10 protein-coding genes are annotated in these 11,175 nt (G+C 73.5%); 7 read left to right on the top strand and 3 right to left on the bottom strand.

What is annotated here, in order from left to right; translation table 11 throughout:
* The first annotated feature begins 253 nt into the window (after positions 1-253).
* Positions 254-1,168, top strand: a complete 915-nt coding sequence (locus ABD284_RS18680) for an ATP-binding cassette domain-containing protein (protein ID WP_344145170.1) — start codon at positions 254-256, stop codon at positions 1,166-1,168.
* On the top strand, positions 1,165-1,923 hold the full coding sequence (locus ABD284_RS18675; protein ID WP_344145168.1) for a hypothetical protein: 759 nt from the start codon (positions 1,165-1,167) through the stop codon (positions 1,921-1,923). Before ABD284_RS18680 ends, ABD284_RS18675 begins: the two co-directional genes overlap by 4 nt.
* A 1-nt stretch (position 1,924) precedes the next feature.
* Here the strand turns inward: ABD284_RS18675 and ABD284_RS18670 are convergent, their stop codons facing one another.
* From ABD284_RS18670 to ABD284_RS18660, 3 genes are all read right to left on the bottom strand, one after another.
* Positions 1,925-2,599, bottom strand: coding sequence for a response regulator (locus ABD284_RS18670; RefSeq protein WP_344145166.1), 675 nt, complete (start codon positions 2,597-2,599; stop codon positions 1,925-1,927).
* A gap of 573 nt (positions 2,600-3,172) precedes the next feature.
* Positions 3,173-3,433: an antitoxin gene (locus tag ABD284_RS18665; RefSeq protein WP_344145164.1), complete on the bottom strand. Its 261-nt coding sequence runs from the start codon at positions 3,431-3,433 to the stop codon at positions 3,173-3,175.
* 203 nt (positions 3,434-3,636) lie between these two features.
* Positions 3,637-5,469 (bottom strand): amidohydrolase, encoded by a 1,833-nt coding sequence (locus ABD284_RS18660; protein WP_344145162.1) that lies wholly within the window; start codon positions 5,467-5,469, stop codon positions 3,637-3,639.
* Positions 5,470-5,749: 280 nt separating this feature from the next.
* Here ABD284_RS18660 and ABD284_RS18655 point away from each other — a divergent pair, with 280 nt between their 5' ends.
* From ABD284_RS18655 to ABD284_RS18635, 5 genes are all read left to right on the top strand, one after another.
* On the top strand, positions 5,750-6,514 hold the full coding sequence (locus ABD284_RS18655; protein WP_344145160.1) for a MoaF C-terminal domain-containing protein: 765 nt from the start codon (positions 5,750-5,752) through the stop codon (positions 6,512-6,514).
* A gap of 40 nt (positions 6,515-6,554) precedes the next feature.
* Complete coding sequence (locus tag ABD284_RS18650; RefSeq protein ID WP_344145158.1) at positions 6,555-8,012, top strand: APC family permease; 1,458 nt, start codon at positions 6,555-6,557, stop codon at positions 8,010-8,012.
* Positions 8,009-8,782, top strand: a complete 774-nt coding sequence (locus ABD284_RS18645) for an SDR family NAD(P)-dependent oxidoreductase (RefSeq protein WP_344145156.1) — start codon at positions 8,009-8,011, stop codon at positions 8,780-8,782. Before ABD284_RS18650 ends, ABD284_RS18645 begins: the two co-directional genes overlap by 4 nt.
* A gap of 18 nt (positions 8,783-8,800) precedes the next feature.
* On the top strand, positions 8,801-9,568 hold the full coding sequence (locus tag ABD284_RS18640) for an SDR family NAD(P)-dependent oxidoreductase (protein ID WP_344145154.1): 768 nt from the start codon (positions 8,801-8,803) through the stop codon (positions 9,566-9,568).
* Between the two features lie 100 nt (positions 9,569-9,668).
* A complete protein-coding gene (locus ABD284_RS18635) occupies positions 9,669-11,075 on the top strand; it encodes an aldehyde dehydrogenase family protein (RefSeq protein ID WP_344145152.1) in 1,407 nt (468 codons plus the stop codon).
* The last annotated feature ends 100 nt before the right edge of the window (positions 11,076-11,175 follow it).

Below are 11,175 nucleotides of genomic sequence, written 5' to 3'. Positions count from 1 at the left end.
GGCTGGTGCGCAACCGGCGTTTGGCCCGTGATTACGAGCGTCTGACCGGCAACTCCGAGACCATGGTCAAGATCGCGATGATCCGCCTGATGGCGACACGGCTGGCTGGTCAGAGCGCACGCTGGAGTAATCGCCCTGCCACCCGATCCGCGTAATCACCCGCATACCCAACAGTCACTTAGACGAAAGTCAGGGATGGCAGGCGACGATCGGATCGGGTGCGCAGGGGGCGTGCGGCCATAGGTTCTCCGGCATGATCCGACTGAGACGCCTGACCAAACGCTACGGCGGCACCACCGCCGTCGACGGGCTGGACCTCGAACTCCACCCGGGGGCCGTCACCGGCTTCCTGGGGCCCAACGGCGCCGGCAAGTCCACGACGATGCGCCTGATCCTCGGGCTCGACACGCCGACCTCGGGCAGCGCGCTCGTCAAAGGCGTGCCCTACGCCCGGCTGAAGCAGCCGCTGCGGACCGTCGGCGCGCTGCTGGATGCCACGGCCGTGCATCCGGGCCGCTCGGGACGCGACCACCTGCGGGCCATGGCCCTGAGCCAGCGCATTCCGCTGCGGCGGGTGGAGGAGGTGCTCGAGACCACCGGAATGACGCAGGCCGCCCGGCGCCGGGCCGGCACCTACTCGCTGGGGATGAGCCAGCGGCTGGGCATCGCCGGCGCGCTGCTGGGCGACCCCGAGATCCTCATGCTCGACGAGCCCGTCAACGGCCTCGACCCCGACGGCGTCCGGTGGATCCGCACGCTGCTGCGCAGCCTGGCCGCGCAGGGGCGCACCGTCTTCGTGTCCTCCCACCTGATGAGCGAGATGGAGCAGACGGCCGACCGGCTGGTCGTGGTGGGCAGGGGGCGGCTGCTCGCCGACGCCGCGATGGCGGAGCTGCGCACCGGTACCGGGACCGCGGTGCGCGGCCCGGCGCTGCAGCCGCTTGCCGACGCGCTCGACGGCGCCCGATGGGCGGGGCCGCAGGAGCTGCGGGTCGCGGACCGGCGGCCGGAAGCGGTGGGCGAGCTGGCGCACGAGCTGGGCGTCGTCCTGCACGGCCTGGCGGCCGTGGAGCCCTCGCTGGAGGAGTCCTACCTGAGCCTGACCGAGGAGAGCGTCGAGTACGCCGCCGACCGCACCGGGCCGGCGCACGGGGGAGGGACGCCGTGACCGCCTCCCCCGCCGCGCAGACCCCCCGAGCCGCGACCACCTTCGCGACCACCGCCGCCGAGCTCCACAAACTGGTGACGGTCCGCTCCACCTGGTGGTTCGTCGGCGGCGCTGCCGCCGCCATGCTCGCCGTCACCGTGCTCGCCTCCGACGACCGCGACCCCGCCACCGTGCTCGCGGTGCCGGTCGCCGTCCAGGCGCTGGCCAACTTCGTCCAGTACATCCTGGGCGCGCTCGGGATCGCGGCCGTCACCGGCGAGTTCGCCTCGCGCAGCATCACCGTCACCTTCGCGTGCACGCCCTCCCGCCCCCGCGTCATGGCCGCCAAGGCGCTCGTGGTGGGCGGCGCCGTGCTCGTCGCCGGGACCGCGATCGCGGCGCTGGGGGTCGGCGTGGCCGCGGCGCGGTTCGACGAGCTCGGGGACCTGGGCGCCGCCGAGGCCGCCGACGTGGCCAGGATGGGCCTCTACCCGGCCTTCCTGGCGACGCTCGGCCTGGGCATCGGCACCCTGGTACGCCGGACCGCCGGCGCGCTGACGATCTTCGTCGTGCTCCTGGTCCTGGTCCCCGAGCTGCTGGGCTTCGCCGCCGACAGGTTCGGCCTGGCCTGGCTCACGACCGTCGCCGACTACACGCCCTCGCCGGCCGGCTGGCGGTTCGTGTCCGGCCAGTGGGAGGAGGCGCTGGTGCTGCTGGCCTGGTCCGGCGCGGCGGTGGCAGCGGCTGCGTGGACGGTCCGGATCAGAGACGTGTGACCTATCCGCCCGCGGGGTCGGCGTCGGACACGATTCCGGCCTCGTGGGCCAGCACCGCCGCCTGAACGCGGTTCTGCGCCCCGAGCCGGACGAGGAGGGCGCTGACGTGCGCCTTCACCGTCCCCTCCACGAGGTGGAGCCGTCGGCCGATCTCGGCGTTGGACAGGCCGGCGCCCACCAGGGCGAGCACCTCGCGCTCGCGCGGCGTCAGCGGCTCCAGGCGGTTGCGGGCCGCGGAGCGCCGCGTCATCGCGCTGCCGCTGACCTGCTGCATGACCCGGCGGGCCACCTTGGGGGAGAGGTAGGAGGCGCCCTCGTGGGCCGCGCGGACCGCCGTCACGAGTTCGTCGGGGTCGCCCGACTTCAGCACGAACCCCGCTACGTCGGCGTCCAAGGCGCCGGCGATGTACTCGTCCTCGCAGAAGGTGGTCAGGATGACGACGGCCGCGGCCGGTACCAGCCGCCGCAGCTCCGCGGCCGCGCTCAGACCGTCCATGGCGGGCATGCGGATGTCGAGGAGGACCACGTCGGGTCTGAACGCCAATGCGGCGTCGACGGCGGAGCGTCCGTCGCCCGCCTCGGCGACGACGCCGATGTCGTCGGCGGCGGACGAGATGATCGAGCGGAGCCCGGCTCGCATCATGGACTCGTCGTCGGCCAGGAGTACGCGGATCACACCGGTCATACTAGAACCCCTCGCCCGGCGCCTCAGGGCCGAAGGGGCGCGGGCGGACCGTCGCGGCGGCCAGGAGCACCATGAGCCCGCAGGCGGCGGCGGAGACCCGTCCGGCCCGCACCGCCTCGGCCGGTGCGTGCGCTTCCCGTCCCCCTCGTCCGCGCAAGGGCGGCGGCCGGTCGCCCGCGGGCGGAGGGCACGGGTCTGCGAGCCGGTCCGGGGCGGCTGGACCCCGGCGAGCACGATGGCGGTGATGCGCTCCGCATCGCTCCGGGAGAACGCGGGATCGCCGCGGCCGGGACGGGCGTGCACCGGTCCACCGCCCGGTCTGCGAGGGGCGCGGGGCCCACCGCTGAGCGGCGGGGTGCCACCGGAGCGGGCCGTGCGGGCGGGGCGAGGGCGGCGGCCACGGGCCCGGCTCCGCGCGCGCGACGTTCGCGCACGCCCCTCCGAGGGTCGACGACGCCGCCCGTCGAGAGCCCCGCCGGCAACGGGCGGCCGCCGCTGATCATCGGAGGCCGGGCGCGGCGGAGACCGGCCTTTGGCGCCTCCTCGCCGGAGGAGCGTGCCGGCTCAGCGGTCCCGCCGGCGGTCGTGGCCGTCGGGCCGGTGCCGCGGGTCGCGCTTGCCCGGAGCGCCGCGCCCCCCGCGCCCGCTCTGCTTTGCGAGGTACCTCGACGCCGCGCCGGTGGCCTTGTCGATCTGCCGGTTGTACCTGCCGCCGGTGCGCTTCTTCACCGTCTCGCCGACCGTGTGCAGATGCCGGTTCGCCTTGCCGGGGTTCTTGCGGATGTAGCCGAAGACCTGCCGGAGCAGGCGTTGCAGGTTGGCCATTGTGCTCACCTCGTGGTCGAAGGCTCTCGGGGGCGCGCATTCTCCAGCACGTCCCCTGACGCGACATGTCGCGTCACCGTCGAGTGTAGGCAACGATCGGTGCCGAGTCCCGGAGGAGAGCCGGTCGGCCGGGGGCGCGGGTGCTCCGGTGCCCGCCGCGCGCCTGCACACCGCGTCGTCGGCGGGGCCGCCTCACGGGGAGGTCAGACGTCGCAGCAGCCGGTGCTCATGTACTTCACCAGACCGCTCGCCGCTGACGCGGGGGAGGCGGTAGGCGCAGGCGCGTCGCTGGAGGCGTCGTAGACCACGTCGCCGCCGACCACGGTCATCGATACGGGGATGTCCACGATCTCCTCCGCCGGTGTGTCCAGGAGGTCGCCGTCGAGAACCGCGAGGTCGGCCGCCATGCCCTCGGCGAGCGTGCCCTTCCAGTCCTCGGCGCGGTCCTGCCACGCGCCCGCGGTCGTGTAGGTCGCCAGGGCCTCTTCGAGGCCGATGACCTGATCGGCGCCGAACACCTCGCCGGTCGCCAGGCTCTTGCGCGTCAGCATCGCGGCCAGTCCCTCGCGGAAGTCCCCGACCCCGACCACGGGGGAGTCGGAGGCGCTTCCCACGGAGACCCCGAGATCGAGCGCGCTGCGGTACGGCCACTGGTAGTCCGTGCGTTCCCGGCCGATCACATCGACCAGTTGGTGCGAGAGGGAGCGCTTGATCTGGGGGTTGAAGCTCGCCGGGAACCCGGACTCGGCCATGCGCTCCAGGTCTTCGGGGGTCGTCAGGTCGCCGTGGATGATGTAGTGGCGCAGGCCCTTGCCGCCGAATTCGGCGATCGCGGCCTCGTAGGCGTCGAGCGCCGCCGCGATCGCCCTGTCGCCGGTGGTGTGCGAGCCCACCTGGAACCCCAGCTCGTGTGCGGTCATGACCTGGTCGTGCAGGGTGGCGAGCTGCTCCTCCAGGGTGTCGCCGGGAAGAACCGGGCCTCCGGTGCCGCCGCCCACATACGGCTCGGACAGCCAGGCGGTCCGCGCCTGTGTGGGCACCCCGTCGACACGGACCTTGACCTGGCGGACGTTCAGCCAGGCCGGGTCCGTCTCGACCTCGCGCACACCGAGCAGCGCCGCGCGGAGATCGGCGGTGGCCGCCGAGATCATCACGGTCACCCGCTGCCGGATGTCGCCCGAGCCCTGCAGGTCGCGGTAGAGGTCGACCATTCCGGGGGCGACTCCCGCGTCGGTGATCGAGGTGATGCCGTACCTGTGCATGATGTCGACGGCCATCCGCATGCCCCGGCGCTGCTCCTCCTCGGTGAAAGGGGGGACGCTGACGAGGCCGGCGGCCCCCTCCAGCAGCAGGCCGGTCGGCTCGCCGTCGCCGTCCTTGACGATCTCGCCTCCGGGCGGTGCCTCGGTGTCGCGGGTGATGCCGGCGAGCTCGAGCGCCTCGGTGTTCACCCACAGGGCGTGCCCGGACCATTCGCGCAGGGCGGCCGGATGGTTCGGGGAGACCTCGTCGATGTCGTGCCGGGTGGGGTAGCGGCCTTCGGCGAGGTACCCCTGGTCCCAGCCGAATCCGCGGATCCATTCCCCCGGCTCCTTGCTCTGGGCGGCCTCGGCGACGAGGTCGCGGATCTCGGCGATGGAGCTGACCGCGTCTCGGCTGAGATCGAGGGTGAGCGGCGGCTGGTTCGTGCCCAGCCCCATCGGGTGGAAGTGCGCGTCGTTGACGCCGGGGATGACCGTGCGGCCGCGGAGGTTGACGACCCCGGTCCGCGCGTTCGTGAATCGGCGCAGCTCAGAGGTGCGCCCGACCGCCTGCACCACGCCGTCCTTGACGGCTATGGCCTCGGCGGCCTCGAACCCGCCGGCCATGGTCACGACCCGGCCGTTGTGCAGCAGCAGGTCCGCCTTCCCGCGCCCGGCGGCGTGGCCGGGGCCGGCCGCCGCCGCGGTCGCACCGCCGAGTGCCCCGAGTGCGATTCCGGCTCCGGCGCCTTGCAGGAACCTGCGGCGTCGGACGTTCTTCGGTCGTTCGGTCACGGTGGCCTCCCATCCCACGGTGCCGCCACGGCGCCGCGAGGGCGATGAGTGATTGGCCCGCATCCTGCGCTCAGGCGGGCCGCGGCGTCTTGCGCCCGGCTGCGGCGTGCTTGTCCCTGAGCGCGCATCGGAGGTCACCGGCCCCGGCGGGACCGTGCCGCCGCTCGATAAGACGCGCGTCGGTGGACAAGGCTTCTGCGCGCTCGTCCTAGCCCTTTTCGCCGGGGCTCCTTCATGGTGAACGGCATCCGGCTCCACCGCTCGACGACACGGAATGCCCATGAACGGCTCATTCATCCCGGTCGGCGCCCTCGGCGCGGAGTTCTCCCCCGAGGGTGACCTCCTGGACGCGACCTCCGACCTCGACGGCCAGACCTTCACCCTGCACTTCGACGCTCCGACCACGCTGCGCATCGCCGAGGGCCGCGCCGCGTGGGGCGGGCACGGCGCCACCGACGCGCGGGTGACCTCGATCCGCTCCGGCGTCTACCTTGTCGACGGCGTAGCGGGCGGGGTGTCCACGAGCTTCGTCCTCGACCTCGACACGGGGGCCGCCACCCGTGTGGAGGGCCGGCTGCCGGACGCGGAAGCGAGGCGGGAGTCCGCCTACACCCGCATCCGGAGGGGAGCGGAGCCCACCGGCGTGACCGCGCGCATCGTCCACGGCGGCATCGGCGGCCCCGCCGCGGCCCCCCACGCACCGACGGCGGCACTCGTCGGACTGCGCAACACCTACACCTACTCGCCGAGTGAGGTCTACGAGCACATCTACCTCACCCCGGAGCTGTACACCTGGCACTGCCTGAGCGGGGCCGAAGCGGGCCTCGCCGACACCGACCGGTGCCACCACGTCGCGCTCCGGGAGCGGCTGTCCCTTTTCGTCTGGCGAGAGAAGGTCGTCCCGACCCTCGGCCTCGTCCTGATCGACCTCGGCAGCATGCGCACCGACGGAAAGATCTTCGGCCACGCGGGCTTCGACTCCGAATCGCTCGTCAACTTCCCGGTCGGAGCGCGCGCCGAGATCCTCAACGCCACCGAACACTGACGCCGCGGCGTCCCGACCGGCAGGGAGAAGGAAGCAGACGATGTCCCCCACCCCAGAAACGAGACTCCAGGGACACCTCGGCGTGCCGGGGATCGTGTTCCTCGTCCTGGCGGCCGTCGCACCGCTGACCGGCATCATCGTCATCGGCGGAATCAACCTCGCCGTGGGCGCCGGCGGCGGGACGCCCATGATGTTCCTCCTCGCCACCGGCGTCTTCCTGCTCTTCGCCGTCGGCTACGCCCAGATGGCCAAAGGCCTCGTCAACGCCGGCGGGTTCTACGCCTACGTCGTCCGCGGACTCGGACGCCTCCCGGGACTCGTCGGCGCCTTCATCGCCCTGGTCGGCTACAACTGCTTCGTCGCCGGGGCGGTCGGCGCCAGCGGGTTCTTCACCTCGCTGGTCGTCGCCGACGTCTTCGGCCTGAACCTGCCGTGGTGGGTCTGGAGCCTGGCTTCGGTCGCGGCCGTGTGGCTGCTGACGCGCAGCGGCATCGACCTCTCGGCGAAGGTGCTGGCCGCCGCCCTGATCCTCGAGGTCGCGATCCTGGTCGTCCTCGACGTCGCCGTGCTCCTCACCACCGGCTACTCCTTCGAGCCCTTCCTGCCGGAGGTGTTCCTCGCAGGCTCGCTGGGGCTCGGGCTGCTGTTCGCGGCCAACGCGTTCGTCGGCTTCGAGGCCACCGGGCTGTTCGGCGAGGAGGCGCGCGACCCGAAGCGCACGATCCCGCGCGCCACCTACATCGCGATCACCTTCATCGGCGTGTTCGCCGCCGTCACAACGTGGGCGATCGTCTCCGCCCTCGGTGTGCGTGAGACCCGGGAGACCGCTCTGCAGCACCTCGAGGCCGGCGACCTCGTCCTCGTCGTCTCCCGCGAGTACCTCGGCGAGGGCATGACCGACGTGATGATGCTGCTGCTGGTGGTGAGCCTCTTCGCGGCACTGCTCGCGTTGCACAACGCCGCCACCCGCTACCTCTACGCCCTGGGCCGGGTCGGCGTGCTGCCGCGTCCGCTCTCCCACACCCGGCGCGAGAACGGGGTGCCGGTCGTCGCCTCGACGACACAGCTCGTCTTCGCCACCGCCGTCGCGATGGCCCACGCGATCGCCGGCCTGGACCCGGTCGGAGACCTCGTCGCGGTCTTCACCGGTATCGGCACACTGGGCATCATCGTGCTCCAGGCGCTCGCGGCGACCGCCATCGTGGTGCACTTCCGGCGGGTCCGGGACCCGCGCCGGCTCACGACCTTCGCGCTCCCGCTCGTCGGCGGTGCGGGGCTGTGGACCGTGACGGTCCTCGCCTTCGCCAACTTCCCCGAGCTCGCGGGCAGCGACAGCCGGGTCATCACCCTGCTCCCCTGGCTGGTGCCCATCGCCGCCGTCCTCGCCGTCATCCTCGGGTTCCGGCTGAGGTCGTCCCGACCGCAGGTGTGGCACTCCCTCGACCAGGACCTCGACCGCGTCGCCCCCGGCAGAACGATCACGGAGGCGGCCGAATGAGCGGATACCTGGTCACCGGCGGCGGCACCGGGATCGGCGCCGCGATCGCGGCCCGCCTGGCCGCGGACGGCGGCGACGTCGTCATCGCCGGTCGGCGGCGCCAACCGCTGGAGGAGGTCGCCGCGACTCACCCGCGCATCACCGCGATGGTCGCCGACGCAGCGGACGGCGCCGCCATGCGCCGCGTCGTCGACGAGGCGGGCGAGCGCTGCGGGAGCCTCGACGGCGTCGTGGCGAACGCGGGAGGACACGGCTACGACACCATCGGCGCCACCGGTGACGAGGCCTGGCGCGCGAGTCTGGAGGGCAACCTCACGACGGCGTTCGTCACCGCCCGCGAAGCGCTGGGGTCTCTGGAGGCGTCGCAGGGGAGCATCGTGGTCGTCTCCTCCCTCTCGGGATTGCGGGCGGCACCGCAGACGGCCGGATACACGGTCGGCAAGCACGCGCTGCTCGGGCTCGTGCGGTCGCTGGCGCGCGACTACGGGCCCCGGGTGCGGGCCAACGCCGTGTGCCCGGGCTGGGTCCGCACGCCCATGGCCGACGAGGAGATGCGGGTCCTCGTCGACGGCGGGGGCGCCGCCGACATCGACGCCGCCTACGCCGCCGTGACCCGCGACGTGCCGCTCGCCCGGCCCGCCGCCGCGGAGGAGGTCGCCGGCGCGGTCGCGTTCCTGCTCGGTCCCGACGCCGGCTACGTCAACGGAGCGACCCTGGTGGTCGACGGCGGCGCGCACATCGTCGACGTCCCCACCCTGGCGTTCGGCTGAGGGGAACGGGAGACCACGGTGACGAGCACATTCCCGGACCTCGACGGCGCCGTCGTCCTCATCACGGGAGCGGCGAGCGGTATCGGCGCCGCCGTCGCCCGCCGGGCCGCCGCCCGGGGGGCGACACCGGTGCTGCTGGACCGCGACGGCGCTGGTGCGCAGGAGCAGGCGCAGGCACTGCGCGCGGGCCGGGCCGGACCGGCGCCGGCGATCACCGCGGACGTCGCGGACGAGGCGTCGATGCGTTCGGCCGTCGCGTCGGCGCTCCAGCGCCTCGGGCGCATCGACGCCGTCGTCACCTGCGCCGGTGTCTCCGGTCCGGTGGGCAGCCGGCTGGAGCAGGTCTCCCTCGCGGACTGGCAGCGGGTCTTCGCCGCCAACGCCACCGGCGCCTACCTCACGCTGAAGCACACCCTCGGCGCCCTGCGCCGCTCGCCCCACGGCGCCGCGGTGCTGGTGGCGAGCGACTCCGCGCTCGTCGCCGCCCCGGGGATGGTCCCCTACTGCGCGTCGAAGGCCGCCGTGGTCCAGCTCGCGCGGGCCCTGTCGGTGGAGACGGCCGGCGAGGTGCGTGTCAACGCCGTCTGCCCGTCCGTCGTCGACACGCCGATGAGCCGCGGCGACCTCGACCGCGGTGACTTCAGCGGCGCGGACTTTCCCGTCCATCGGCCCGAGGACATCGCCGAGCACGTGCTGTTCCTCGCGTCCCCCGCCGCCGCCGGAATCCACGGCGCGGCGCTGGCCGCGGACTTCGGCTACTCCGCACGATCGGCCTTTCCCGCGTGAGCCGTGCGCGCCCGCGCGGGCCCCCTCCTACGCCCGCACGCCCCCGCTCGGGCGCGTGCCGACACGGACCGTCGAGACGACACAGAGGTGAGACAGGACAATGGAGACCTACGAGAGTCTGCTGGCCGCCGTGACGGCGGCGGACGGCGGCCGGCCGGTGTCGGACCCCGCCACCGGCGAGGTGCTCGGCCGGGCGCCGGAACGCGGTACCGGCGACCTCGAGCAGGCCGTCGCGGCCGCACGCACGGCGCAGCCCGACTGGGAGTCGCTCGGCCACGAGGAGCGCTCCCGGCTGCTGAACACCGCGGCCGACGCCGTCGACCGGTCGGCCGAGGCGCTGGCGCATCTCATCTCCCGGGAGCAGGGCAAGCCGCTGAACGGCCCCGGCAGCCGGTTCGAAGCGGGCGGGGTGTCGGCCTGGCTGCGCGCCACCGCCGCGACCCCGCTCGAGCCCGAACGGGTACTCGACGACGAGTCCGGGCAGGCGACCCTCGGCTACCGGGCCGCCGGCCTGGTGGGCGCCATCGGACCGTGGAACTGGCCGGCGCTCATCGCCACCTGGCAGTTCGCCCCCGCCCTGCGCATGGGCAACACCGTGGTGATGAAGCCCTCGGAGCACACGCCGCTGTCGGTGCTCGCACTGGCCGCGATCGTCAACCGGGTGCTTCCCGAGGGCGTGCTGACGGTACTGCCCGGGGGCGGGGACCTCGGCGCCGCGATGGTGGCCCATCCGGCGTTCGACAAGCTGATGTTCACCGGTTCGACCCGGACGGGCAGGGCGATCACCGCGGCGAGCGCCGCCAACCTGCCGCGGCTCACGCTCGAACTCGGCGGCAACGACCCGGGGATCGTGCTTCCCGACGCGGATCCGGCCGCGATCGCCGAGGACCTCTTCTGGGGCGCCTTCATCAACACGGGCCAGACGTGCGCCGCGCTCAAGCGCCTGTACGTGCACGAGTCCCTCCACGACGAAGTCGCCGAGGCACTCGCCGGCGTGGCGGCCCGGATGCCCATGGGGCCGGGAACCGACGAGGCCAGCATGCTCGGCCCTCTGACCACCGCCGGACAGTTCCGCATCGTCGACGACCTCGTGGCCCAGGCCGCGGCCGCGGGCGGGCGCCTGATCACCGGCGGCGGTCCCGACCGGGAGGCTCCCGGCAACTTCTTCCCGGCGACGCTGGTCACCGGACCGCCCGCTGACGCACCGCTCGTTGTGGAGGAGCAGTTCGGGCCGGCGCTGCCGATCATCGCCTATTCCGACCTCGACGAGGTGATCACGCACGCGAACGCTCTCGACGTGGGGCTGGGCGCGTCGGTCTGGTCGGGCGACGTGGAGCGGGCCAAGCAGGTCGCGTCGCGCATCGAGGCGGGCACGATCTGGATCAACAAGCACGGGACGGTGCACCCGATGGTGCCGTTCGGGGGCGTCAAGGGATCCGGCTACGGGCTGGAGTTCGGCGCGGAGGGGCTGAAGTCCGTCGCGGTCCCGCAGGTGATCGCGACCTGAGCCCGACCGCGGGCGGACACTCCCTCTCCCGGGGTGCCCGCCCGGCCGCCGTGCCCGCCCGCGAGCCGGACCGCGGGCCGCACGGACGGACGGGAGCCCC

The organism is Streptomonospora arabica (genome assembly GCF_039531585.1).
GTDB lineage: Bacteria > Actinomycetota > Actinomycetes > Streptosporangiales > Streptosporangiaceae > Streptomonospora > Streptomonospora halophila.
Note: the sequence above shows the minus strand (reverse complement) of the source record. Positions and strands in the feature narration are given on the sequence as shown.

Excerpts from the sequence above, each read along its gene's own strand:
- ABD284_RS18680 (WP_344145170.1), top strand. The coding sequence starts at position 254 with ATGATCCGACTGAGACGCCTGACCAAACGCTACGGCGGCACCACCGCC.
- ABD284_RS18665 (WP_344145164.1), bottom strand. The coding sequence starts at position 3,433 with ATGGCCAACCTGCAACGCCTGCTCCGGCAGGTCTTCGGCTACATCCGC.
- ABD284_RS18655 (WP_344145160.1), top strand. The coding sequence starts at position 5,750 with ATGAACGGCTCATTCATCCCGGTCGGCGCCCTCGGCGCGGAGTTCTCC.
- ABD284_RS18650 (WP_344145158.1), top strand. The coding sequence starts at position 6,555 with ATGTCCCCCACCCCAGAAACGAGACTCCAGGGACACCTCGGCGTGCCG.
- ABD284_RS18645 (WP_344145156.1), top strand. The coding sequence starts at position 8,009 with ATGAGCGGATACCTGGTCACCGGCGGCGGCACCGGGATCGGCGCCGCG.
- ABD284_RS18635 (WP_344145152.1), top strand. The coding sequence starts at position 9,669 with ATGGAGACCTACGAGAGTCTGCTGGCCGCCGTGACGGCGGCGGACGGC.